General features: G+C 70.9%; 23 protein-coding genes. 5 read left to right on the top strand and 18 right to left on the bottom strand.

Going from position 1 to position 24,612, the window contains the following annotated elements; translation table 11 throughout:
• Positions 1-47 precede the first annotated feature (47 nt).
• The 3 genes from LQV45_RS03555 to LQV45_RS03545 are packed head-to-tail and all read left to right on the top strand — an operon-like array spanning position 48 to position 1,894.
• Positions 48-689: a cyclase family protein gene (locus LQV45_RS03555; RefSeq protein WP_138174515.1), complete on the top strand. Its 642-nt coding sequence runs from the start codon at positions 48-50 to the stop codon at positions 687-689.
• Entirely contained in the window at positions 686-1,195 is a 510-nt protein-coding gene (locus LQV45_RS03550) for a RidA family protein (protein ID WP_230005775.1), read from the top strand. The genes LQV45_RS03555 and LQV45_RS03550 overlap by 4 nt, the downstream gene beginning before the upstream one ends.
• 15 nt (positions 1,196-1,210) lie before the next feature.
• Positions 1,211-1,894 carry an alpha/beta fold hydrolase gene (locus tag LQV45_RS03545; RefSeq protein WP_230005774.1) on the top strand — a complete coding sequence of 228 codons (684 nt, stop codon included), beginning with the start codon at positions 1,211-1,213 and terminating at the stop codon, positions 1,892-1,894.
• 15 nt (positions 1,895-1,909) lie between these two features.
• On the opposite strand, the gene LQV45_RS03540 is transcribed toward LQV45_RS03545, so the two are convergent.
• The 8 genes from LQV45_RS03540 to LQV45_RS03505 form a co-directional block, all read right to left on the bottom strand.
• Positions 1,910-3,166 carry an amidohydrolase family protein gene (locus LQV45_RS03540; RefSeq protein WP_230005773.1) on the bottom strand — a complete coding sequence of 419 codons (1,257 nt, stop codon included), beginning with the start codon at positions 3,164-3,166 and terminating at the stop codon, positions 1,910-1,912.
• A complete protein-coding gene (locus LQV45_RS03535; protein WP_138174522.1) occupies positions 3,163-3,939 on the bottom strand; it encodes an ABC transporter ATP-binding protein in 777 nt (258 codons plus the stop codon). Before LQV45_RS03535 ends, LQV45_RS03540 begins: the two co-directional genes overlap by 4 nt.
• Positions 3,936-5,663: a dipeptide/oligopeptide/nickel ABC transporter permease/ATP-binding protein gene (locus LQV45_RS03530; RefSeq protein WP_230005772.1), complete on the bottom strand. Its 1,728-nt coding sequence runs from the start codon at positions 5,661-5,663 to the stop codon at positions 3,936-3,938. Before LQV45_RS03530 ends, LQV45_RS03535 begins: the two co-directional genes overlap by 4 nt.
• On the bottom strand, positions 5,656-6,702 hold the full coding sequence (locus LQV45_RS03525; protein WP_230005771.1) for an ABC transporter permease: 1,047 nt from the start codon (positions 6,700-6,702) through the stop codon (positions 5,656-5,658). The genes LQV45_RS03530 and LQV45_RS03525 overlap by 8 nt, the downstream gene beginning before the upstream one ends.
• 44 nt (positions 6,703-6,746) lie before the next feature.
• Positions 6,747-8,321 (bottom strand): ABC transporter substrate-binding protein, encoded by a 1,575-nt coding sequence (locus LQV45_RS03520; protein ID WP_230005770.1) that lies wholly within the window; start codon positions 8,319-8,321, stop codon positions 6,747-6,749.
• A gap of 125 nt (positions 8,322-8,446) precedes the next feature.
• Positions 8,447-9,046 carry a cysteine hydrolase family protein gene (locus LQV45_RS03515; RefSeq protein WP_230005769.1) on the bottom strand — a complete coding sequence of 200 codons (600 nt, stop codon included), beginning with the start codon at positions 9,044-9,046 and terminating at the stop codon, positions 8,447-8,449.
• Positions 9,043-9,504: a hypothetical protein gene (locus tag LQV45_RS03510; RefSeq protein WP_230005768.1), complete on the bottom strand. Its 462-nt coding sequence runs from the start codon at positions 9,502-9,504 to the stop codon at positions 9,043-9,045. Before LQV45_RS03510 ends, LQV45_RS03515 begins: the two co-directional genes overlap by 4 nt.
• On the bottom strand, positions 9,501-10,271 hold the full coding sequence (locus LQV45_RS03505) for an amidohydrolase family protein (RefSeq protein WP_138174534.1): 771 nt from the start codon (positions 10,269-10,271) through the stop codon (positions 9,501-9,503). Before LQV45_RS03505 ends, LQV45_RS03510 begins: the two co-directional genes overlap by 4 nt.
• An 86-nt stretch (positions 10,272-10,357) precedes the next feature.
• On the opposite strand from LQV45_RS03505, the gene LQV45_RS03500 reads away from it, so the two are divergent.
• Complete coding sequence (locus tag LQV45_RS03500) at positions 10,358-11,365, top strand: hypothetical protein (RefSeq protein WP_230005767.1); 1,008 nt, start codon at positions 10,358-10,360, stop codon at positions 11,363-11,365.
• Positions 11,366-11,512: 147 nt separating this feature from the next.
• On the opposite strand, the gene LQV45_RS03495 is transcribed toward LQV45_RS03500, so the two are convergent.
• The 6 genes from LQV45_RS03495 to LQV45_RS03470 are packed head-to-tail and all read right to left on the bottom strand — an operon-like array spanning position 11,513 to position 19,604.
• Positions 11,513-12,940, bottom strand: coding sequence for an amidase (locus LQV45_RS03495; RefSeq protein WP_230005766.1), 1,428 nt, complete (start codon positions 12,938-12,940; stop codon positions 11,513-11,515).
• Positions 12,937-14,274: an amidohydrolase gene (locus LQV45_RS03490; RefSeq protein ID WP_230005765.1), complete on the bottom strand. Its 1,338-nt coding sequence runs from the start codon at positions 14,272-14,274 to the stop codon at positions 12,937-12,939. The genes LQV45_RS03495 and LQV45_RS03490 overlap by 4 nt, the downstream gene beginning before the upstream one ends.
• Positions 14,275-14,276: 2 nt before the next feature.
• Positions 14,277-15,743, bottom strand: a complete 1,467-nt coding sequence (locus tag LQV45_RS03485) for an aldehyde dehydrogenase (RefSeq protein ID WP_230005764.1) — start codon at positions 15,741-15,743, stop codon at positions 14,277-14,279.
• A gap of 8 nt (positions 15,744-15,751) precedes the next feature.
• Complete coding sequence (locus LQV45_RS03480) at positions 15,752-17,281, bottom strand: glutamine synthetase family protein (RefSeq protein WP_138174544.1); 1,530 nt, start codon at positions 17,279-17,281, stop codon at positions 15,752-15,754.
• Positions 17,274-18,611 carry a Rieske 2Fe-2S domain-containing protein gene (locus LQV45_RS03475; protein WP_230005763.1) on the bottom strand — a complete coding sequence of 446 codons (1,338 nt, stop codon included), beginning with the start codon at positions 18,609-18,611 and terminating at the stop codon, positions 17,274-17,276. The genes LQV45_RS03480 and LQV45_RS03475 overlap by 8 nt, the downstream gene beginning before the upstream one ends.
• A 45-nt stretch (positions 18,612-18,656) precedes the next feature.
• Positions 18,657-19,604 (bottom strand): PDR/VanB family oxidoreductase, encoded by a 948-nt coding sequence (locus LQV45_RS03470; protein WP_230005762.1) that lies wholly within the window; start codon positions 19,602-19,604, stop codon positions 18,657-18,659.
• A gap of 142 nt (positions 19,605-19,746) precedes the next feature.
• Here LQV45_RS03470 and LQV45_RS03465 point away from each other — a divergent pair, with 142 nt between their 5' ends.
• Positions 19,747-20,469: a GntR family transcriptional regulator gene (locus tag LQV45_RS03465; protein WP_230005761.1), complete on the top strand. Its 723-nt coding sequence runs from the start codon at positions 19,747-19,749 to the stop codon at positions 20,467-20,469.
• Between the two features lie 18 nt (positions 20,470-20,487).
• Here LQV45_RS03465 and LQV45_RS03460 read toward each other — a convergent pair whose 3' ends face one another.
• From LQV45_RS03460 to LQV45_RS03445, 4 genes are all read right to left on the bottom strand, one after another.
• The gene (locus LQV45_RS03460; protein WP_230005760.1) at positions 20,488-21,303 is read right to left on the bottom strand and encodes a nucleotidyl transferase AbiEii/AbiGii toxin family protein; all 816 of its coding nucleotides are present in this window, start codon (positions 21,301-21,303) and stop codon (positions 20,488-20,490) included.
• Positions 21,300-21,938 (bottom strand): type IV toxin-antitoxin system AbiEi family antitoxin domain-containing protein, encoded by a 639-nt coding sequence (locus LQV45_RS03455; protein WP_230005759.1) that lies wholly within the window; start codon positions 21,936-21,938, stop codon positions 21,300-21,302. Before LQV45_RS03455 ends, LQV45_RS03460 begins: the two co-directional genes overlap by 4 nt.
• Before the next feature lie 121 nt (positions 21,939-22,059).
• Positions 22,060-22,569, bottom strand: a complete 510-nt coding sequence (locus LQV45_RS03450; protein WP_230005758.1) for a hypothetical protein — start codon at positions 22,567-22,569, stop codon at positions 22,060-22,062.
• On the bottom strand, positions 22,569-24,584 hold the full coding sequence (locus LQV45_RS03445) for a primary-amine oxidase (RefSeq protein WP_230005757.1): 2,016 nt from the start codon (positions 24,582-24,584) through the stop codon (positions 22,569-22,571). Before LQV45_RS03445 ends, LQV45_RS03450 begins: the two co-directional genes overlap by 1 nt.
• Between the last annotated feature and the right edge of the window lie 28 nt (positions 24,585-24,612).

The following is a 24,612-nucleotide window of genomic DNA, read 5'->3' as shown; positions in this document are numbered from 1 at the left end:
CTCCTGTCCCCGCTCTTCGCCCCTCCCCCTCTGAAAGACCGCGACCCATGCCACGCATCATCGATCTGAGCATCCCCGTCCACCCCGAGATGCTGCACTGGGGTCGCCGCCCGACGTACGAGATGGTGGAGGAGATCTCCGACACCAGCCCCAGCGAGGTCTCGCGGTGGCTCATCGGCGCCCACACCGGCACGCACGTCGATGCGCCGAGCCACTTCGTCAAGGGCGGGACGACCGTCGACTCGCTCCCGATCGACCACACCATCGGGGAGGCGCGCGTCCTCGACCTCCGGCACGTCGAGAAGGAGATCACCGCCGACGATCTCATCGCGGCCGGCGCGGAGGGCGCGAAGCGCGTGCTCTTCAAGACCCGCAACTCCACCGACGCCCTCACCCGCACCGAGAAGAGCGAGACGTGGGTCGGTCTCGGCCCGTCGGGCGCGCAGTGGCTCGTCGACAACGGTGTGGTGTTCGCGGCGAACGACTACATGACCATGGAGGCGCCCGATCACACCGTCGAGTGGCCGACGCACGTGATCCTGTGCAACGCCGGCGTCGTCATCCTCGAGAACGCGAACCTCGCCGCGGCCGAGCCGGGAGACTACTACCTGGTCTGCCAGCCCATCCCCTTCGAGGGGCGCGAAGCGGCACCGGCGCCGACGGTGCTCCTGACGCTCCCCGGCGCATGACGGCATCGTTCTCGATGTCGGCGGAGCAGCGCGCGGCCGAGCTGGGCCTGCGGATTCCGGACTACACGAACCCCCCGTACGGCGGGCGCTACGGAGCGGGACTCAAGGCGTTCCACCGCACCGGCGACTTCGTCGAGCTCAGCGGCATCACCCCCGAGACCCGCGACGGCGAGCAGGTTCATCCGGGAGCCGTCGGTACCGAGGTGTCGCTCGCCGAGGCACAGGATGCCGCCCGCCAGACCGCGATCAACAGCCTCGGCCTGATCCGGCTCGCGGTGGGATCGCTCGACGCCGTCGCCGGACTCTCGCGCGCGCTGTGCTTCGTTCTGTGCGCACCGGACTTCGACCGGCTCAACGAGGTGTCCAACGGCGCCACCGATCTCTTCCTCGACGTCTTCGGCCCCGAGATCGGTGCCGTGGGCCGAGCGAGCATCGGCGCGACCAGCCTCACGCGCCGCAACAGCTTCGAGCTCTGGCTGAGCTTCGAAGCCCGCCCCCTCACCTGAATCTCCGGAGTCCTCATGCACGTCGTTCTCGTTCACGGCTCGGGCGGCAGCGCCCAGTCCTGGTCCTCGGTCGTTCCGCTGCTGGAGGCAGCCGGCATCCCGGTCACCGTGTCGGACACCCCCTCGCAGTCCCTCCGTGACGATGTCGCGACCATCACGCGGATCATCGACGACATCGACGGGCCGGTGCTGCTCGTCGGCCACTCGTACGGGGGCTCCATCATCACCGGCGCGGGCACGCACCCGCGCGTGCGCGGCCTCGTCTACATCGCGGCGTGGGTTCCCGACGAGGGCGAGAACGTCCAGGAACTGGTCGGGCAGTACCCAGAGGCCGAGGTCGGCAAGTGGTTCTCGCGCGGCGAAGACGGCAGCTGGATCCCGGACGATTCGCCCGCCGCAAGGCAGGCGCTGGCCTGGGATGTTCCCTTGGACGTGTGGGAGCGGCGCATCCACGATCGACGGACCTCGGCCGACGCCATCTTCACCGAGCGCAGCGGCCCCGCCGCCTGGCGCACCCGTCCGTCCTGGTACCTGATCGCCGAGGATGACAAGCACATCCACCTCGAGGGCCAGAAGCACATGGCCGCTCGCGCGGGCGCACGCATCCGGACGGTCGCGACCAGCCACGCCATCCCGTACGCCGCCCCCGAAGCCGTCGTCGCGATCATCGACGCGGCACGGTCGTCCCTCGCGGAGTGACGAGGTCTCGACGCCTCAGCGGGACAGGGCGTCGAGATCCTTCACGAACCGTCCGCTCTGGACCACGGCGCGCACGCGCTGCGGATCCGCCAGCGCCGCGATGTCGCGGAGCGGGTCGACGTCGGCGATCACGAGATCGGCGAGCTTGCCCGCCTCCACGGATCCCAGGTCGCCGTCGAGGCGGAGGAGACGGGCGCCCGCGAGAGTGCCGGCGTGCACGGCGGCCACCGGGGTCAGACCGACGCGCACCAGGTGCGCGAGCTCGGTGAGATTGCGGCCCTGCTCGTGGATCCCGGCATCCGTTCCCAGGGCGATCGGGACGCCCGCGGCGACCGCCGCGGAGATCGACGCGAGGCCGCGCTCTTGGCGGGCCTGGCGCACCGGGTCCGCCGGGCCGGGCGGCGTCCGCAGGAGAGTGCTGAGCGTCGGCACCAGCACGACACCGCGATCGCGCATCAGCGCGATCGTCTCGTCGCTGAGGTCGTAGCCGTGCTCGATGCTGGCCACCCCGCCCTCGACCGCCGCGCGCACGGCCGCATCGGTCTGGGCGTGCGCGGTCACGGGTTGACCGGCGCGACCGGCCATCTCGGCCACGATCGCGGCGACGTGCTCGCGTGGGAGCCCCGTGTCGCTCGGCGAATCGTGCGGGGAATGGACCCCGCCGGAGGTGCAGACCTTGATCACGTCGGCGCCCGTGCGCACGAGAGCACGGACGGTGCGGACGACCTCGTCGAGGGTGTCGACGACCGCGCACCCCGACGCCAGCCCGCGCTCGGCCCACGCGGGCAGCGATCCGTTCGCGTTCACGGGGTCCGCGTGCCCGCCGGTCGGCGAGAGCATCGAGATCGCAAGGTGCAGACGCGGACCGACGAGGGCTCCGGAGGCGATCGCCGAACGGTATCCGGGCGTCAGCCCGCTCAGGTCGCGCGCGGTCGTGACCCCCGCCTCGAGCGTCGACCGCAGGTTGCCGATCGCCGCGACGACGGCTTCCTCGGGGAACCAGAGCCGCTGCGTCTCGGCATCCGCGCTCGTACTCATCACGAGATGCACGTGCGCGTCGACGAAACCGGGCAGCACCCATCGACCCCGCAGGTCGATCTCGCGGCCCGGGACGTCACCGCCGCGGCGCGGACCGACGTACACGATGCGATCCCCGCGGATGCCGATCTCGACGTCGTCGAGCGGCTCCGCGCCGGTGCCGTCGATGACTGTGGCGCCCGTCAGGCGCACGTCGCCCGACGCCGCCGGAACCTCGGGCAGTCGTGCACTCATACGTCGAGCCGGAATCCGGGCGAACCGGGGTCGGCTTCCAGCAGGCGGCGCGTGTACCAGTGCTGGGGGTCGGCGTAGACCTGCTCCACCGGCCCGCTCTCGACGATGCGGCCGCGGTGCATCACCGCGACGACGTCGCTGACCCGCTGCACGACGGCGAGGTTGTGCGAGATGAACATCATCGACAGGTCCTGCTCGGCCTTGATCTCGGCGAGCAGGTCGAGGATCTGCGCCTGGACGGACACGTCCAGGGCCGAAGTGATCTCGTCCGCGATCACGAAGGCGGGATCGATGATGAGGCTGCGGGCGATCGCGACGCGCTGCCGCTGACCGCCGGAGAACTCGTGGGGATACCGGTGCATCATGTCGCCGGAGAGCCCGACGCGCGTGAGCTCGTGGGCGATCCGATCCTCGAAACGCGCGACACGACCCCGCCGCGGGTCGAGCGCCTCGGCCAGGGTCTGCCCGATCGTGCGTCGCGGCGAGAGCGAGGAGTACGGATCCTGCGGGATCATCTGCACGCGCCGCCGGTGGGCGTACGTCGCCCGTCGACCGTGCACGCGCGAGAGGTCGGTGCCGTCGACATCGACGCGTCCGTGGCTGGGGGACGCGACGCCGACGAGCACCTTCGCCAGGGTGGACTTGCCCGACCCGGATTCACCGACGACGCCCACGGTGCGCCCGCGGGGCACCTCGAGCGACACTCCGTCCAGGACCGTGACCGCGCCGTATCGGACCCGGAGGTCCTCCACGACGACCATCGCTGCGTTCATCGCCCGTCCTCCTGACCGACGGATCCGACGCCGACCTCCACCACGGGAGAGGCGGCCAGCAGTCGCTTCGTGTAGGGGTGGGTGACGGAGTCCTCCGTCATTCCGCGCACCTCGTCGATCCGCTCGACGATGCGGCCGTCCTTCATCACCAGCACCCGGTCGCACAGGGCCCGCACGACGCTGAGGTCGTGCGAGATGAACAGCATGGAGGTGCCGGACTCGGCGTTCATCCGCTTGATCAGGGTGAGGACCTCTCGCTGGACGGTGACGTCGAGCGCCGTGGTCGGCTCGTCGGCGATCAGCAGCGCCGGTTCGGTGCTCATCGCGGAAGCGATCATCGCGCGCTGCTTCATACCGCCGGACAGCTGATGGGGGTACTGCCGCAAACGGCCCTCCGGATCGGTGAGCATCACCGACCGGAACCGCTGCACGAGCAGATGCATGGCGGCGCGGCGGGTGTGCCGCAGCCGCACGCGCAGGACGTCGGTGAGCTGGATGCCGAGGATCAACGCCGGATTGAGCGCGGTGCCGGGATCCTGGTAGACGAATCCGATGCGCTCGGCCAGGAACCGGTCGGACACCCGGCCCGTCAGGTCGGTGCCGTCGAGCGTCAGCGTGCGGGCGCGGGCGTGGAGCCCTTCCCCGAGGAGACGTCCGACGACCGACGCGGTGACGGACTTGCCGGAGCCGCTCTCACCCACGATGCCGAGGATCTCGCCGCGGCGGATCGTGAAGGACACGTCCGAGACGAGGGCCCGCCCACTCCCGGCGTGCTGCACGTCGAGCCCGTCCACGACCACCAGGTCGCGCGGATCGCGGGCGATCGACGGCGCTCCCGGGACCTTCAGCAGACGCGCACGGTCGGTGTTCGACCGCGGGTTGGCCGCGGCCGCCAGGCCGTCACCGACCAGCAGCGCCGCGAGCGAGGTGATCGTCAGCGCGACGGCCGGACCGACGATCACGATCGGGTTGACCACGATCTTGCTGAGCCCCTCGCTGAGCAGACGCCCCCAGTCGAAGGCCGGCGACTGCGGCCCCAGCCCGATGAAGGACAGACCCGAGATCTCGACCAGCGACCCGGAGAAGGCCCCGGCGATGAGGATGAGGGTCGGTTCGGCCATGTTGGGGAGGATGTGGCGGAGGGCGAGCCGATGCGCCGGGACACCGAGCAGGCGCGCCGTCTGGACGTACTCGCTCGAGGCGATCTTGGCGGCGAGGTTCGCGGTCAGGCGTGCGAATCCGGCCATGTTGGCGATCGCGATCGCGATCACCAACTGCACGACGCCCTGCCCGAGGACGGCGGCGATGATGATGGCCACGAGCATCGTGGGATAGCTGATCGCGAACTCGATGCCCCGCAGGCTCAGCTCGCGGAGACGACGCGGGGCGAGCCAGGTCGCCACCCCGAGGGCGATGCCGACGATCGCCGACAGCGCCGTCGCGGACACGGCCATGAACACCGTCGGCTGGGTCGCGACGAGGGTGCGGGCGAGCATGTCGCGGCCGAGGGTGTCGGTTCCCAGCGGGTGGTCGGGCGTGGAGGGGAGGTTCGGTGAGCCGCCCAGCTGCGTCGCCGCCGTGCCGAACAGCAGCGGCGCGAAGATCGCGACCAGGGCGACGAGCGCGAGCAGCCCGACACCGACGACCAGCGGCACGTTCCACCGGAAGGCGCGCGGCTTGGCGGGGATGTCGGCCAGGAGGGCCGGGGGAAGGGTGTCAGCCACGCTGCTCTCCCAGGGTTCGCGGGTCGATGACGCCCAGCACGATGTCGATGATCAGCGTCGTCACGAGCGAGATCACCCCGATGACGAAGACGGCGGCACGGATGACGGGATAGTCCTTGTCGACCGCGATCGCCTGCACGATCACGCTGCCGAACCCCGGCCAGGCGAACACCGCCTCGGTGATGAGCGCGGACCCGAGCAGAGCGGTGAGGATGATGCCCGACAGGGTCAGGGCCGTCGTGAGGAGGTTGGGCAGCATGTGCCGCGCGTAGATCGTCAGGGCGGGGAGGCGCCACCCGCGCGCGGAGCGCATGTAGTCCTGCTCGAGGATGACCGCGGTCTCTCGCCGCACGATCCGCGCGACCGAGCACAGTCCGCCCAGCGTCAGCGAGGCGATCGGGAGGATCGCGGCGGTGCCGAGGCTGTACGCGGGCGAGTAGGCCGGGGGAAGCACACGCAGGATGACGGCGAAGATGACCACGAAGGCCGTCGCCTGGACGTAGGTGGGGATGGAGGAGATGAGTGCGGTCACGCCGTTGAACCCGAGGTCGAGCGCGCGGCGGCGCCCGTTGCGAGTGAGGACGCCGATGGTCATGCCGAGGGCGAGACCGAGCACCAGCAGCAGGATCACGGCGGGGATCGTCAGCGCCAGAGTGTTCGGCGCCGCCGCCATCACGACGTCCATCGCCGGGATGCGGTACTTGAACGAGTCGCCGAAATCCCCCTGGGCGACGGCGACGACGTAGTTCCACAACTGGACCGGCAGCGGCTCGTTCAGGCCGAGCTGCTGACGCACCAGTTCGACCTGGGCGAGCGTGGCGTTCTCGCCGGCGATCGCGGTCGCGGGGTCTCCGGGGATCAGCTGGACGATGAGGAAGGTCACCACCACCAGGAGGGCGAGGTTGATCACCAGCCCGATGCCGCGTCGGATCAGGAAGGCGCGCCAGGCGCCACCGAGACCGGCCGCGCGGGGCGACTCCTCGGTGGCGCCGTCGCCCGGACCGGAGGTCGCAGGAGTATCGGCGATCTGCGATGACATCGCGTCCTCTTCTCTCGTGATCCGGTCCGGGCGACGGGTGGGGGTCAGCCCGTGATGCGCATGGCCGTCGGGTCCCAGTACCCGGACAGCACGTGGGTGGCGAAGCCGTCGCGAGCGACGTAGCGGTGGGTGTCGGTGATGAGGGGCATCATGTCGACCCGCTCGAGGATGGTGCGCTGCGCCTCTTCGAAGCCCGCGCACTGTGCGGCCTGGTCCGTCGCGGCCATGCCCGCTGCGTAGGCGGCCACGCCCTCGGGGTTGTCGGTGTACGCGACGTTGGTGCCGCCGTTGGCGTAGGTCGGTCCGAGGTAGCGCGCGATGGAGAGGTGGATGAGTCCGGCCTCGGCGTTCTCGGCGGCGACAGCGAGGTCCCACGTCTCGGGCTGCGTACGCATCTGCTTCGACCAGTCGGCCGGGTCGGGCGCGCTCACCTGGACCGTCGCGCCCGCGGCGCGCAGCGACTCAGCGAGGTAGTCCGCGGCCGGGTTCCAGTTGGACATGATCAGCAGGCGGATCGTCTTGCCCGCGAGCACGGGTGCGGCCGCTGCCGGGTCGTACGACGACAGCAGCGAGGGCTCGTTGAGAGCGCACGAGTAGTTGGCGCTGTTGACCGTGAACTGCGGCTCGCCCAGCCCGTCGAGGCTGGCCTGGTTGAAGGCGTTGGGGTCGATCGCCTGGGTCACCGCGGTCCGCAGCGCCTTGTCACCGGCGAAGATCGAGCCGGAGTTCGGGTCCTCGTTGAACACGAGGTTGTAGGCCGAGCTCGAGAACGTGACCGCGCTGTAGCCGGGCTTGCCCTCGAAACGGGTGAAGTTCGAGTCGTAGAAGCGGGCGACGTCCACACCGCCGGACTCCAGCAGGTTGGCGCTGGTGTTGAGGTCGGCCTGGACCGTCAGGTTGAGCGTCTTCGCGGGCGTGCCCTGCACGGTCGTCCACGCCGGCCACGCGTTGTAGTCGTCGCGGAGGGTGTACTTCGCGCTCTTTCCCGCGACGGTTTCGGTGAGGGTGTACGGGCCGGAGAAGGCGCCGGCGACCGTTCCGGCCGCGAGGCCCTCGGGGTCGGCGAGACCCGCGGGGCAGATGATCCCGGTGCCGGGGCGGGTCAGACCGCTGAGCATCTGAGAGTAGGGCGCGGTGAGCGAGATCTCGACGGTTCCCGCGGCGTCGTCTGCGGCGAAGGTGGGGGTTCCGGGCCCGAAGGCCTGCGCCTTCCACGTCTTCGCGCCGCTGTCGTCGAGGCCGACGAGGTACTCGAAGGATGCCGCCACGACGCTGGGCGTGATCGCCGTGCCGTCCGCGCACGTCGCTCCCTCGCGGATGGTGAAGGTGTAATCCGACGCGGAGTTGGCCGTCCACTCCGTGGCGAGTCCACCGATGAGCGGCTCGGAGTCACCCTGTCGCAGCAGCGTGTCGAATCCGAGACGCGCGGTGTACAGGTCCGACGTCGCCGTCGCCTTTGCCGGGTCGAAGGTCGCCGGGGCGTACCAGAGTTCGGTGTTGATGGTGTCGGCGACGGCTCCACCACCCGCATCGGGGGCGGTGGAGGCGGCGCAACCGGTGACGGTCAGAGCCGCAGCGGCCGCCAAGGCGATGCCGGCGAGCGTCCGTGTTCTCGTCATGATGGGTTCTCCCAGGTGTTCGGGTACAGCATTCGGGGCGCGTCGCCACGGTGGCGGGCAGTTCCATTTTGGATCCAAAATGTTTAATTACGCATCCAATATTGTTTCAGATATGTTACGGATCGTCACGAACGCGAGAACAGCCCCTCCGCGACGTCGGCCGCGGTGATGAGGGAGTCCCGCTGGAGGTAGGCGATCGCCTCCAGCGCGGCGTCGTGCGCACGCCTGCTGGAGCCGGCGACGCAGTCCGTCAGCACCCGCACGCGGTAATCGTGCTGATGGGCGTCGACGGCGGTGTAGTGGATGCAGACGTCGGTGAGCCCTCCCACCAGCAGAACCGTGTCCGCCCGGTAGGACTTCAGGACGAGCTCGAGCTCCGTGGCGAAGAACGCCGAGTACCGACGCTTCCGGATGACGAACTCCTCCGGGCGCGGCTCCAGCCACGCGGCGAGCTCGGTCCCGGGGTCTCCCTCGATGCAGTGGACTCCCTCGGCACCGTCGAGCTCGCGCCCGATGTCCACCAGGCTCGGCTTGTGGACCTCCTGGATGAAGACCACCGGCACACCGTTCTCACGGCACGCGGCGATGAGATCCCGGACGCGCGGAGCCCGCTCCGCCCTTCCGTCCATGACGGGGATTCCCGCGGTCGGCTCGGTCCCGGCGCCGCCCTGGATGTCGACGACCACGAGCACGGGACGCTCCACGCCCTCCCACACCGCGGTCATGCCGCCCCTCCGACCCGTCCGGAACGGACGTGGGCGAAGGGCAGCAGCTCCCCCACCTCGACGGCGACGTGCTCCCCGTTCGAGGACACCCACACCCGCGCGTCCGGGGCGTGCTCCGTCAGCAGCTCGGCACACACGCCGCACGGCTCGATGAGGTGCTCCGTCCCCGCGGGGCGGCGCAGCACCGACACGATGGAGCGCACCGCCTCTCCGGAGGCGGCCGCGGCGCTCACCGCGGCGGACTCCGCGCAGATCGACGCCCGCCCGGCGCTGGACTCCACGTGCAGGCCCGTCACGACCGACCCGTCCGCGAGGCGGAAGGCGCTGGCGACCTCGTGGCGCCCCACGACATACCGGCGACGCAACAGGTCGAGAGCCCGCCCGAGCAGAGCGGCATCCGGCTCATCCATACCCTCCGGGATGCCGTCGAGGAGCGGCCGGGCGGAGGCGGCGGTCATCCGGCATCCAGTCCGAGGAGTCGGGCGAAGTTGCCGCCCTCCACGAGCGCCCGGTCGGCGGGGTCGGTCACGACCTTGGCGATCTTGAGCCGCTCGAGGTCGAAGTCGGAGCCGGGCCACTCGGTGCCCATGAGGATCTTCGCGGCGCCGAGGCGGGCGTAGGCGCGCTTGACGTCCGCCATGAGCGTCGCGGAGGTCTCGAGGTACACGTTCTCGCGACGCTCGGCGACGATGATCGCCTCGGGGACGTTCCATACGGCCCCCATGTGGGCGATGATCGTCGGCACGTCCGGGTGATCCTTGACGATCTCCTCGATCGCGAACGGCGCGCAGAACGCGTCATCCAGCGCGTTGATGATCACCGTCATCCCGTGCCGGGCGCACTCCCGGAAGACCGGGTCGAGGAGCCCGTGGTCGGCCACGTGGTACCCGTGCATGCTCGGGTGGAGCTTCAGTCCGCGGATGCCCGCTTCGGCGAGCCGGGTGATCTCGTCGATCGCGTCGTCGGCCTGCGGCATGACCTGTCCGAACCCGATGAATCGGTCGGGGTGCGCGTCCTGCAGCCCGATGATGAAGTCGTTCTCGATCCGCTGCGCCAGCGAGCACACCATCGCCATGTCGACGCCGGCGGCATCCATGCGGTCGATGATGCGGCGCGGGTCGAAGGGAACGTGTGCGGGCGGCTCCTCGCCGGGGCGCGCTCCCGAGAGGTAGTCCGAACGTCCGCGGACGTTCTGCGTGGTGTTGTACGCGTCGATGATCTGCATCGATCGCCCTCCTCGGCTCGGGACTCATTGATAGGATCCATTTGACACTAGATCGGATCCAAAATGAAACCCCGGGGGCCATTGTCATGATCCAGACCGTTCTCGGGCCGATCGAGCCGTCCCAGCTGGGGCGGACCTCCACCAACGAGCACGTGCTCGCCGACTCCCGGCATCTGCGTCGCCCCACCCGTGAGGGCACGTGGTGGGACGGGGAGGTTCGCGCGGAGACGCTCGGCGACCTGCGGTGGAACTGGCTGGCGCTGCCCGACAACCTCCACCTGGATTCCGCCGACGTCGCCGTCGAGGAACTCGCCCTCGCCCACGGCGACGGGCTGCGGGCGGTCGTCGAGGCGACGTCGGTGGGGATGGGGCCCGATCCGTCGCGCCTGCCGGAGATCTCCCGACGCGCCGGCGTCCACATCGTGGCCGCCTACGGCAGCTACATCGACAAGACGCTCCCCGCGGAGTGGAAGGCGCAGACCGACGACGCGATGCGCGCGGTGTTCGCGGAGGCGCTCTCCCGGGCGGTCCCCGGCGCCGACTTCCCGGCCGGCCTGCTCGGGCTCATGGGCACCAGTGCCGAGATCACCCTCCCCGAGGAGCGAGCGCTGCGCGCGGCCGCTTCCGCCGCCGTCGAGGCGCGTTGCGCCGTCTCGATCCGCCTGGATGCCGCCGCCCGGCGCGGGCCGGAGGTCGCGGCACTGTTGGCCGACGAGGGCCTGGACCCCCGCCGCATCCTGTTCTGCAACATCGACAAGGTTCTGGATGCCGCGTACGTGCGCGACATCGTCGACACCGGCGCCGTCGTGGAGTTCGCGTTCGGAAGCGAGAACTACTTCGCGGACGGTGCGCGGGATGCCACCGACGGCGAGCGCCTCGCCTTCCTGCTCGACCTGTGCGAAGACCGCCCCGATGCCCGCATCACGATGTCGGCCTCGGTGTGGACCAAGGGCCAGCTCGCCCGCCACGGCGGCATGGGGTACGGCCACGTCGTCCGCCGCATCGTGCCCGTCCTGGAGCGGGCGGGAGTGCCGGCTGCGCGCATCGACCGGATGCTGATCACGGAGCCGGCCACCCTGCTCGATCGGGGCTGACCCCCACCGCCCGCACCGCGACCAGATCCCCGTGGATCGAGGGCGGTGGAGCGGTGGCACCCCGTCATGGTCGCGCGCGCGTGTTGCCGGGCTGTTTCGATCATCGGTCGCGGCGGCGTCGGCCCCCGAGAGAACGCCCAGAGACCGTCAGAGCGGGAGCGCCGTCGGCACCGCGCCGACGTGACCGAGAACGTCTTCGAGGGCCGCGCCGACCGCGAGGAGGGCCAGGTCGCCGCGCGACGCACCGACGATCTGCATCCCCACCGGCAGGCCCGCGTCGGTGAAGCCCGCGGGCGTCGCGAGCACCGGGTGGCCCGTGACGGTGAGACGGCACGCCGCGCGCTGCCAGAGGAAGTAGCGCTCGAACGTCGTGCCGTCGACCTCGGCCACCCATTCGACCTCCGCCGGCGGCGCCGCCACCGGAGTCGCGGGGTAGATGATGCCGTCGAGTCCCTGCAACGCCGCGGCCGTGCGCCGGAACAGCACCGTGCGATGCGCCAGCGCCGCCGCGTACGCGTCGGCGGTGAGCGCGCGACCCTCGGCGACGTTGCGCAGGTAGTCGTCGCGGAAGCCCGACCTGCCCTCGTCGAAACGGGCCTTGCCGTCGGCGCCGAAATTGAACATCTCGATGGCCTGCCAGGACTCGTCGGCGCCGTCGAGGTCGGGCGCGACGTCCACGACCTCCACTCCCGCCGCTTCGAGCACCTGACGCGCCGCACGCAGGACGGCGCGCACCTCGGGAGCGATCGGCAGACCGCCGACGTCCTCGCTCCAGCCCAGCCGGATCGAGCGGGGATCCCGGACAGGGAGGTTCAGGAAGGACTCCGCGTCCTCGACCCACGACAGCGGCGCGAGATCGTCACGCCCCGTGATCCCGGACAGCAGCCGCGCGGCGTCCCGCGAGTCGCGGGCCATCGGCCCCAGGACCCCGTGGGGATCCCAGCCGTTCCCGGTGCGCGCGCTCGGCACGGTGCCGGGGGTGGGGCGCAGACCGACGATGTTGCAGAGCGAGGCGGGGTAGCGGATGCTGCCCCCGCTGTCGGATCCGTCGGCGATCGGCAGCATGCCCGCCGCGAGCGCCGCGCCGGCGCCCCCGCTCGACCCGCCGGCGTGCCGGCTCAGGTCCCAGGGGTTGCGGCACACCCCGCGCACGGGGTTGAAGGTCAAGGTCCCCAGGCCCGCCTCGGGGGTGTTCGTCTTCCCGATGATCAGGGCACCCGCGCGACGGAGATTGGTCGCCAGCAGGCTGTCGTGCGTCGCGGGACCGGCGTCGCGATACGCGGCGGAACCGTGCGAGGTGGGCAGACCCGCGACGTCGATGAGGTCCTTCACCCCGGTCGGGAGTCCGTGCAGCGGTCCCAGCCGATCACCGCGCGAGACGGCGCGATCGGCTTCGACCGCCATGTCGATCGCCTCCTGCTCGGAGACGAGCGACACGAAGGCCGCCACATCGGACTCCACTTCGGCGATGCGGTCGAGGTGCGCCCGCATCACTTCGACCGCCGAGATCTCTCCCTCGGCGATCCCCGTCGCGAGGTCCGTGGCGCTCCAGCGGTGGAGAGGGGTCTCTGTCATGCGCGGGGGTCCTTTCGGTAGACGGTGCGCCCGGCGACGTCGGTGCGCAGCACGGGAAGTCTGCGCAGCTCGTCGATGGGGGCGGCCGTGGGGTCAGTGGGCCACAGCACCCAGTCGGCGCACGCGCCGGGGGCGATCACGCCGCGGTCGGCCTCGGCGTAGGCCGCCCGGGCCGCGCCGGTCGTGTAGGCGGCGAAGGCCTCGTCGAGCGTCAGTGCCTCGGCAGGGTCGAGCGGGCGATCGTCGCCCGCGATGTGCCGCGTGACGGCCTGCCACATGAGGTGCCGGGGGTCGAAGGCGAAGAAGGGGCCGTCGGAGCCGAACGCGACGGTGGCCCCGCTGTCCAGCCAGCTGCGGAGGGGGTTGGCGCGCTCCGCCCGCTCGCCCAGGGCCGCGCGCAGGCCCGCCCCGTTGTGCCAGATGATCGAGGGCTGCACCGAGGCGATCACCCCGGCGCGCGCGGCCTGCACCATCGCCTCCGCGGGGGTCTCGAGGTAGCCGTGGATGACCTGGAACCGGAGATCCGGAACCGCGTCGCCCGCGGCACTCGCGGCATCCACCGCCAGCGCCACCGCCGCAGACCCGACCGCGTGCGTGCCGACGCCCCAGCCGTGCGTGCCGCACCAGGCGACGAGGCGCCGGTACTGGTCTTCGGGGATGCGCTGGAGCCCGGTGTAGCCCGAACCGTCCCAGGGACGCTCCAGCCACGCCTGACCCTTCAGCGCCTCACCGTCCAGGTAGACCTTGATGCCGCCGAGCGACAAGACGTCGTCGCCGAACCCGGTCGCCGCGCCGATCCCGGCGAGTCGGGCGATCAGGGCGTCGATCTCGTCGGCCTCCCCGGTCGTGAGCTCGAGGAACGGCATCGCGACGGTACGCATCGAGAGGAGTCCGCGCTGCCGCGCCACCTGGTACCCGCGCATCTCGTCGGGAGTGACCGCGGGATCGACGACGGTGGTGATGCCGAGCGCGTGCAGGAGCGGCTGCACGCGCTCCAGGGCCCGGATCCGGTCGTCGAACGGCGGGTGCTCGGGCCCGTCGTCGTCGAAGCTGTCGCGCATGGCCACGATGAAGCGGTCGACGTCGTCGTCCGGCTGCAGGTAGTCCAGGGCCTTCAGACCCGCGCGCTGCATGTGCATGTGGGCGTCGATGAGCCCCGGGGTGACGACGCCGTGCAGCTCCTCCTCGCGCGCCCGCCCCGCCCAGCGCTCCCGCACGTCGCCGACCCGTCCGACGTCGCGGACGCGACAGCCGGCCACCACGAACGCGTCGGCGTCGGGGTGGTCGGTGGTCATCGTCACCACGCGGTCCGCGCGGTACAGGACGGCATCCATGCTCAGGCCTCAGGGATCGCGATCACGACGCTCTTGCTCTCGAGGAAGCCGCGCAGGCCCTCCTCGCCGAGGTCGCGGCCGAGGCCCGAGTCCCCCGTGCCGCCGAACGAGAGCGCGGGGTCGAACAGGTTGTACGTGTTGATCCAGACGGTCCCGGCATTCAGCGCCGCCGCCATCCGGTGGGCACGGCCGAGATCGCGGGTCCAGACGCCCGCGGCCAGACCGTACGCGCTGTCGTTGGCGATGCGGACGGCATCCGCCTCGTCGTCGAAGGGGATGATGCCGACCACGGGGCCGAAGATCTCCTCGCGGGCGATGCGCATGTCGTTGCGGACGTCGGTGAACAGGGTGGGCTCGACGTAGAACCCGGGCTCGCGCACACCGCCACCGGCGAGCAGGGTGGCGCCCTCGTCGACGCCGGTGCGGATGTAGCCGAGCACGCGCTCGCGCTGCTCCTCCGACACGAGCGGTCCGACCGTGATGCCGCCGTCGAGTCCGTCGCCGACGGGGACGCGGGCCACGGCGGCGGTCATCCGCTCGGTCATCTCCGCCAGGATCGAGCGCTGCACCAGCAGCCGGCTCCCCGCGGTGCACATCTGCCCGGAGTGACCGAACGAGGCGCGCATCGCGGTGAGGACGGCGGCATCCAGGTCGGCGTCCTCGAAGACGATGTTGGGGCTCTTGCCGCCGAGCTCGAGCGTCACACGGGTGAAGTCGTCGGCCGCGGCGTGGGCGACCAGGCGCCCCACCTCGGTCGAGCCGGTGAACGTGATCTTCGCGATACCGGGGTGGGCGGTGAGGGCCGCCCCGACCGACCCGTCGCCGGTGAGGATGCTCACCACCCCGGCGGGAACGCCGGCCTCGAGAAGGATGCCGCCGAGCCGCAGCAGCGTGAGAGGGGTGTCCTCCGCCGGCTTGGCGACCACGGGGCACCCGGCGGCGAGCGCCGGGGCGAGCTTGAACGCCGCGGTCATGATCGGGAAGTTCCACGGCAGGATGATCGCGACGGGTCCGACCGGTTCCTGCAGCGTGTAGACGTGGTGCGCACCGCCGTCGACCGGGACGACCGTGCCGCCGAGACGCGAGGGCGCCCCGGCGTAGTGACGGAACGTGCGTGCGGCCATCGCGGTGTCGGCACGCGAGCGTTCGATGGGCTTGCCGTTGTCACGCGTCTCGAGGATCGCGAGCGCTTCGAGCTGCTCCTCGATGAGGTCGGCGACCCGGTTCAGGATGCGCGCCCGCTCCAGCGGCGCGAGCCCGCGCCAGCGGCGGTCGGCGTGCGCCTGGACGGCGACCGAGACGGCGGCGTCGACGTCCTCGGCCGTGGCGTCGGCCACGGTGGTGAGCACTTCGCCGGTGGCGGGGTCGATGACCGCGCGCGCGGCGCGCTCGCCGCGCGGCATCCACTCTCCCCCGAGGAGGAACGGTTCGTACTCGGGCAGGGCCGTGACGGTGGTGCGAAGGCTCATGGTCGTCCTCAGAAGATCTCGAAGTACTCGCGCTGCTCCCAGTCGGAGACATGGCGAAGGTAGCGGGCGAACTCCGCCCTCTTGATGGTCGCGTACCAATCGACGACGACATCACCGAGGGCCGCCCGGAAGACCGTGTCGGCCTCGAGCGCGTCGACGGCCTCGCCGAGGGATGCCGGCAGCGACGGCGCCTCGGTGCGGTAGGGGTCGGTGGTCGGCGCCGGCGGGATGAGACCGCGGTCGATGCCGTCGACGCCGCTGATGACCTGCGACGCGATGTAGAGATACGGGTTGGCCGCGGGCTCGCCCGACCGGTTCTCCAGGCGCGTCGCGGGGTCGCCGACGCCACCGACGGCGCGCACCATGGCGCCCTTGTTATCGATCCCCCACGCGATGCGGTCCGGCGCCAGCGAGTTCGGCTGGTACCGCTTGTACCCGTTCACGGTGGGCGTGGTGAAGGCGGCGGCCGCCGCGGCGTGCGCGAGCACTCCCCCGAGGTACGCGGAGCCCAGCAGCGACAGCGTCGTGCCGGGCGCGTCGGGCACGAACGCGCCGCGTCCGGTCTCCCGTTCGGTGAGGGACTGGTGCAGGTGCCAGCCGGTCGAGGCCCCCTCGGCCCCCTGCGGGCGCGCCATGAAGGTGGCGTGATACCCCAGGCCCGCGGCGATCCGGCGGACGGCGGTGCGGCACAACACGATGGCATCCGCGATCTCGGCGGCCGAGCCGGCCTCCATCGTGATCTCGAACTGGCTGGGGCCGAACTCCAGCTCGATCGAGCGCAGCGGGAGGTCGAGCAGCGTGAGCCCGCGGTACAGCGCGTCCACGAGCGGCTGCATGCGGTCGAGCCCCTCCTCGAGCAGCAGCTGCGATCCGCGGGTGGTGGGCGCCGTCATCGACGCGGCACCCGGACGGCCGGGCGCCCCCAGGTGCTCCGCGGCGAGAGCGGCATCCTCGGTCCGGAAGACGTGGAACTCCAGCTCCGCGCCCACGGTCATGTCGTACCCGCGTGAGGCGAGCGTCGTCAGCTCGTTGCGGAGGATCGTGCGCGTGCAGAAGGGCACGGGCGATCCGTCGGGGAAGCGCAAGTCGCACAGGATCCACGCCGTCCCGGGCGCCCACGGCAGCACCCGGAAGGTCGTCGGGTCGGGCACGAGCACGATGTCGCCGGCGCCGCTGAACCCCGCGACGCCCACGCCCGTCTCGGCGCTGAACACCGAGAACACGGACTGACCCGAGGTGTCCTTGAGCAGCAGCGAGCTCGGCGCCGTGACGCCGGAGCGCATCGCCGCGGTGATCCCGCCGCGCGCGATCGTCTTGCCGCGGAGGATCCCGTGCTGATCGACGAACGAGAAGCGGACCATGTCGATGCCGAGCTCGTCGATCACACGACGCATCTGACCGGCGGCGGCGTACTGCGCCTCGCTCCACAGGCCGTGCCGGTGCACGAAGCCCTCGCGGTCGGCCGCCAGCATCGGTCGCGCCGAGATTCCGCCGCCGCTCTCGGACACCGGGCGCTCATCGACGTTGCGTTCACGCATCGACGGTCTCCTCGGCGGCTGCCTGCGGGGACGCCCACGGGGAGCTCTCGCGGCGCTCCTGCTCGCGCTGGACCCAGCGCTCCTGCCACGCGTCGTTGGCGGCGATCGTGTCCATCGCGAGAGGGCCCGTGAGCCGGGCGGCATCCTCTTCGCTCACGGGGTGCGACGGCGTCTGGCCGCCCGCGGCGAAGGAGTCGATGGCGCGGAGCAGAAGGCGCCGGTTGGCGGTCACGGCGCGATCGGAGACCCCGAGTCGCTCGACGGTCCGGTCCTGGATCGAGCCCATGCTCTCCACCGCCCACTGGTCGTGGACGTTGATGTCCAGCCCCATGCCGGTGTACGTGAGCTCCTTCTGCTCCTGGGGGTCGAAGCCCCAGTTGTTGTCGCGGTTGCGGACGGGGCGGTAGTCCGGCAGCGTGACGCCCTCGAGGCGCTGCTGCAGCAGCGTGTCCTTGTCGGTGACCTCGGCGAAGTCGTACCAGATCATGTACCAGTAGTGGTGCTCGTCGTCGATCGGGACGTGCCACTGCGTGAACACCTTGGTGTTGCCGAACGGCACGACGAAGGCGTTGGGGAACAGCAGGTTCGTCACCCGCACGTGCTTGATGTCCTCGGTGAGCTGGCGCAGCGCGAAGACGCGGAGGCCGTGGTCGGCACTCTCGACCTCGATGTCGGGACGGTAGCTCTCGCCCACGAGCATCGAGAGCTTCTTGCCGGTGCCCTCGACCTCCTCGGCGAACTGCTGCCCGTACATCTCGCGCGGGTCCTCCTGCATGAAGCGGTGCAGGAACGAGACGTGACTCGGGTCGATGCCGCCCTCGAGCCCCTGCAGCCAGTTGCAGTCCCACATGCCCTTGAACGCGAACGTGTACTCGTCGGGCGCGACGAAGCAGTCGTAGTGCGGGAAGGGCGGCGGGTCGCCCGCGCCCATGTAGGTGAAGATGATGCCGTTCTTCTCGACGCACGGGTAGTTCGCGATGCGGATCTTGCCGAGGAACTGACTGTGCTCGGGCTCGGCCGGCTGCTCGACACAGCGACCCTGACCGTCGTAGAGCCAGCCGTGGTAGAGGCACCGGATGCCGTCTTCCTCGAGACGGCCGTAGGACAGGTCGACGCCGCGGTGGGCGCAGTACCGGCTGATCAGGCCCCAGCCCTCGCGCTTCTTGAACAGCACGAGGTCTTCGCTCATGATGCGCACGGCCTTCACGGGCCGCTCGCCGGGCATCTCGGACACGAGGGCGGCCGGCTGCCAGTACGAACGCAGGAGGTTGCCGAGCGGGGTTCCCGGTCCCGACCGGGTGATCTTGTCGTTGTCTTCCTGCTTCAGCATCGCCGTCGCCCTTCGTGGTCGGTATCGGATGTGTGGGACAGGCCCTCAGGCCTGGAGGACGAGGAGGGGGCACGCCGACCGCGAGACGCACACCATCATGCAGTCGTTCGCGGCGCGCTCCTGGGTGGTGAGAACGAAGTCCCGGTGCTCGACCTCGCCCTCGAGGACGCCCGTCTCGCAGCTGCCGCAGATCCCCTCTTCGCAGTCGGAGAGAACGTCGACGCCGGCACTGCGCATCACGTCGAGCACCGACTGCTCGGGCTCGACGGTGAGTTCGACGCCGGTGAGGGCGAGACGCACCGAGAACGGGCCGCCGGGGGCGTACTCCACCACCGGGGCGGTGAAGTACTCCCGGTGCAGACGACCGGATGCCTCGGGCACCAGCTGCGTGATCTCTTCGAGCATGCGCGCCGGACCGCAGGCGTACACGGCGGCGTTCGGGTGCGCGGCCAGCTCGGCCGCGAGGTCGGCACGGACACCCTCGTCGCGCGCGATGACGTCGATCGTGCCGCCGGGGATCGTGGCGAGGTCGTCGAGGAACGCCATGCGGGTGCGCGAAGCGCCGAGGTACAGCACCCGCCAGGGCACCTCTGCCGCCGCGGCGGCGCGCACCATGGGCAGCACCGGGGTGATCCCGATCCCGCCTGCGACGAACAGGTACTCGTCCGCGGGTTCGAGGCCGAAGTGGGTGCGCGGTCCGCGCAGCGAGACCGCGTCGCCCGGGCGCAGCCGCTCGTGCACGGCCCGCGAGCCACCCCGGCTCTGCTCTTCGTGCAGCACCGCGATCCGGTAGCGACCGGACCCGGGATCGCCGCACAGGGAGTACTGGCGGACGGGGGCTCCGGGGATCTCGAGGTCGACATGGGCGCCCGGCGTCCACGCGGGCAGCGGCCCGTCAACGCCCTCGAGCTCCACCGACATCACGTCGGGAGTCTCGAGCGTCAAGGAGCGCACGCGGGCCCGGAGCTCGGCGGCATCCTCTCGCGTCGTCATGTTTGGATCCTAACAGATACAGATTGGATCCAGAACCCTTCACCTGGGAGCCAGAGTCGCGTGAATTGCGTGGGATCGGCCGTCCCGTCTGCTAGGTTCGCAAGTCGCGGGAGCGCGACCACGACCGACGAAGAGGGGCACCATGGCCGCACGGGGGGACACCGATATCTCGGCGACGGGAGGGCACGCCCTCGTCGACGAGATCGCTGCCAAGATCCGAGATCGGATCATGTCGGGAGACATCCCCATCGGTGCCCAACTGCGTCAGGCCGAGCTCGCGAATGACTTCGGCGTGAGCCGCACCCCGGTGCGTGAGGCGCTGCGCCAGCTGCAGACCGGCGGACTGATCGAGGTCCTCCCCAATCGCGGCGCCGTCGTCCGCGTTCCGGCACCGTGGGAGGTGCGCGAGGCCTACGAGGTCCGCGCCGAACTGGAGGCGCTCGCCGCCGCACGCGCCGTCGAGCGCATCTCGCGGGGCGACGTGGCCCGGCTGCGCGAGGCGAACCAGGACATGTACGACCGCTCACTCGCGCGCGAGCGCGGCGAAGCGGACTCCGCGCTCGCCAGCCGGCGCGAGAACGACGTGTTCCACAACACCATCGCGGAGGTGTCGGCGAACGCCCGCCTCGCGCGCGCGATCGAGGAGATCAACGAGACCTTCCCGCGCAACGTGTCGGCTCAGCTACTGGTGGGCGACGACCGCCACCGCGAGGAGAACTTCCAGGAGCACGTGCGCATCATCGAGGCGATCGAGCGCGGGGATGCCGAGGCTGCGCGCCGCGAGATGCGCGAGCACGTGCTGAAGGCCGGCGAGCAGCTGGCGCGGTGGTACGAGCGGCGCTCGTCCACGGTGTTCACGGGCTGAGGCCGGGGCCGCCTTCCGTCAGAGGAACGGGGTGAGAGCCGCGCGCACAACGCGAGCCGCTTCCTCCGGCCCCACCTGCGGGACGCACTGGTGACCGAGCGCGGCAGTCCACTCTGAGTCTGTCGGCAGCCGGGCGAAGGACACCTTTGACGCGCTCGTGTACGGCCCGAGCTTTCCGAACATCTCGACGGCCTCGCGGTCGATCTTGCCGACACCCGCCAACGCCCACAGGTCGTAGAGGTCGCGCGGCGCTCCACGGTCGCTCCAGGCCGCTAGTTTCGCGGCGGCGAACGCCGCAGCCGTCAGCACACGTAAGCGTGCGGGTGGTGCGTCACTGTATCGCTGCTCGATCTGTCGGACTTCCGTCGGCCACGCGGGATATCCCTGCGCCGAGAGGAGTTGGAGACGAATGCGGACACCGCGGGCCTCCATCACTGAGGACTCGGAGTGAATGGTGTCGCGGATGCGCGGGGTGAACGTCGGCGTTCCGAACGCGCGCCCCAGCCCGCTCGCGAGGGCCGCCTCGATTCTGTCGCCGATCTCCGCACGGGACCCGGATGCGATGAGGTCGATGTCTTCCGAGAGACGGAGACCTGTCAGATGTGTGCGCGCGAGCGCGGTGCCCCCGAAGAACACGAGATCGTCCGTGGGCACCGTGGCGATCGCGGCGAGGGCATGTGAGATCACGTGATCGCGGACGACCTGCTCCGCAGCAACACCGAATTGTGCCTCGACCCTGGCGCGCTCGTGCTCGTCGAGGACGCCCGGGGTGGCCCGGGTCGCGCGAGTTCTCGGCCTTCCACCGTCGCGGCTTTGCGCCATCACTGCCCTCACACTTCCATCTCATCGAGGGCCCGGCGCACGGCAGCGTTCGCGCGACCGAACGTGTCGACCACACGCCGCAGATCCTCCCGTCTGACCCGCCCGCGCAGGTTTCGCGCCGCGGCCAGGGCCTCATCGGGCATGCCTCCCTGACCCGGCTTCATCAGGAGGTCGTACAGCGTCTGCGCCGGCGTGGCCACCAGAGCACGTCCGAGCTCGTTCTGTTCGAGTACGGCGTCGAGCCGATCGATATCGCGCGGGACGAGGTGGACCACGCCCCCGATGTCCAGGGTCACGGGAGGTCGTCCCGCCTCCGGGATGGCAACGGTCGTCACACCGATAGCGCGCGGAATCGCTGCCCAATGACGCGCGGCACCGAGCCCCATGAGGATGGCATTGCGGTTGCCGAAGCGTGCCGTCGCCAGCGCCAGGCCGGCCGCCTCCAGCGTCGGGCGCCACCGTCGGCCGTCACGGCCCTCCGGAGGCGCTGTGTACACGCCCTGCGCAAGGCGGACCAGCGCCCCGCGGTCGACGAGTCGAGCGATGGTGCGGCGCGCATGGCCGAGGTCCGGCTCCAGGTCCTGAGGGCGCACCGTCCGGAGCGGCGCGCGCTCGATTGCACGCAGCGCGTCGACGTCGTTGACCATCGAATCCACCTCCCTTACTGAGACTAGCGTGACAGCTAGTGTCACGTCAGTCTCAGTAAGTTCGCTGGGTAGCCGCAACGAGCGAGTTTCACCCCGGCGACCGACCCTCGCGCGGTGCTCCTCAGCGAACCACGAGCGGCACCGCCATCAGCACCGCCGACGCGCCCATCGCCAGCGGCGGCAGCCGCACGATGAGCGGACGCTCGCGATGCGTCGTCGCGAACAGCACCACACCGCCCACGGCATACGCCGCCACTCCGACGAGGGTGAGCAGCACGAGCGGCAACGCACCCGCCCCGTGATGGGACGAACCGGGGGATGCCGGAACGTGCGCGGCCAGCAAGAGCGCCGCCATGAGCACGGCGCCCAGGGCGTCGAACGCCCGCATCCGCCGCCCGGCACCCCGCCGCGCCGGCCCCGGAGCCACCGAGATCAACGCCGCGACGAGGAGCGCCGCCGCCCAGAACACGGCCGGCACCCGCCCGCCGCCGACGACCATGTCGCCCATCGCGAGGAGCATCACCGCGGCGATCAGGAGCTCACGCACGCGTGACGCGGGGCGGTCGGCGGCGACGCAGCACGCGCCCGCCGCCGTCGCCACCAACGCCCCGGCGTGCAGCACCTCCCCCATCAGTGCCCGTGGTGCCCGTGGTGGTCGTGCCCGTGTGCGGAGTGGTCGTGACCGCCCGCGTCGTGGCCGTGGAACGCGTGCCCCTCGGCCACCGCACCGCCCGCTCCCGGGGTGGGCGCGTGGCAGTGGTCGCCGCTCGAGGACGGCGGCAGGTCGAGCGAGGGGTTGCGGGTGAAGAAGCCGTCGGGCTCGAACCGCAGACCGATGCGGTGCACCGGCATGATCGGCCACTCTTCGGGCTTGGGGTAGTGGTGCACGCCAACGATCGGCCAGAGCACGAGCTCCGCCCCGTCGAGCGGGCGGTCCGCCTGCTGCCATGCGGTGATGCCCTCGGCCTCGAGCGGCGCCTGGTTCGGGTAGTCGCCCGTGATGAAGCGCTCCGCCGGGTCGTACGCCGTGGCCCACAGGTGCTTCGAAACGAACGGCGCCTTGCGCGCGACGACGCTCCCGGGCCGGGCGAACAGGCGCGTGGTGTGCATCGCCGAGAGGCGGTAGGCGGTGTTCTCGCCGAAGCGGTTGGTGCGCTCGGTGTTCTCGACCCGCCAGTGCACCGCGCGGGAGGCATCCGCCATGCGCCCGGCATCCTTCTCGGACGCGATGACCTCCGACACCATCTTGACGGCGTTACCCCAGGGGTTGAGCTCCTCGTCCTCCTCGACCTCGGCGTGCACCTCCACCAGGCGGTTCTTCGGCCCGTCGATCGCGGTGTCCATGCGGACGGCGAAGTAGTGCTGGTGCGTGGGCGCCTGGACGTTGGGGCTCACCATGCGGCCGAACGGCGGCATCTTGCCGTCGTCGATCCCCGAGACCGACAGGATGCCGGTGAGCTTGATCTCCAGCTCGATCGAGCCGTCCTGGTACAGCGACCAGTAGAAGCCGTAGTCGTAGTTGGCGACGGTGGCGAAGAACGAGATCACGAGGCGCCGCGAACGGCGGACGTCCGCCTCGCCGGTGCGCGTGTTGACGTGCTTCCACAGGATCGAGGAGTCCTCCTCGTGCAGGCACACGCCGTTCGTGATCGTCTGGGCCTCGCCGAGGCCGTCGAGCACGTGCGCGTCGAAGTAGTGGATCTCGCCGAGGCAGTCGCATCCGAGTTCGAGGGATGCCGTGAGGGGGCCGGCCCCGTACTCGCCCCAGTCGAAGAAGTTCTTGCGGTAGGCCGTGGGGTCGGAGTCGAGGTACGGGACGTACATCTCGTTCACGGCCGCGCGGCGGAGGACCGGACGGTCGACGTCGCCGTCGCGGTAGGCGATGTCGTGCAGCACGAGACCCTCGCGGTGCGTGAAGCCGATGCGGAACGACCAGTTCTGCCACGTGACCTTGTGGCCCTCGACGGTGAAGCCGGGGCCCTCGGGCTGGGTGATCTCCAGCGGGGCGACGGTGCGGTCCGGACCCCACGTGCCCGAGCGGTAGTTGCCGCCCTCGCTCGCCATCGGGATGACGCCGTGGTCCTCGATCCGGATGATGTCGAGCGTCTCGAGGTCGAGGATCGGCACGAGGCCGGCCACCGGACGCGCGTACCCGTTGTCGTCCGCGCTCTCGCGGTACCAGACCGTGCCCCACGACAGGCGGCGGTCCATGAGGTCCTCCGGCTCGAAGCCGGTGATGGACTCCGGGTCCACCCACACGTGCGTCGTGTCGGTGATGCCGCGCTTGGCGAGCGCCTCCTTCAGCAGCGGGTGCTCGCGGGCCGCGCGGGCGATCGCGCGCGCCTCGTCGCTCGAGACGCCGGGGCGCTTGGCATCCACGGGGCTCCATGACCCGAGCGAGGCCTGCCGGTCCGTGCCGGAGGTCCAGGCCGTGACCTCCCACGCGGCGTGGGCCGCGGGGTTCATGACCACCAGGCGCACCGGGCGCCCCTGGCCGGGGGCGAGGCTGCGGGCCAGGCCCTCCTCGACGGCGATACCCCAGAAGCGCGGCTCCGACCCGATGCGCTCGTCCGCGCGCACGAGCGCGGTGACCTCGACGATCTCGGTGGGGGTGAGGGGGTCGCTCCAGTGCCGTTCGGCGGTCATCGGGTCTCCTTGGTGCGGTGGGGCTTCG

The sequence above is a fragment of the Microbacterium sp. Bi128 genome, from assembly GCF_918698205.1.
Note: the sequence above shows the minus strand (reverse complement) of the source record. Positions and strands in the feature narration are given on the sequence as shown.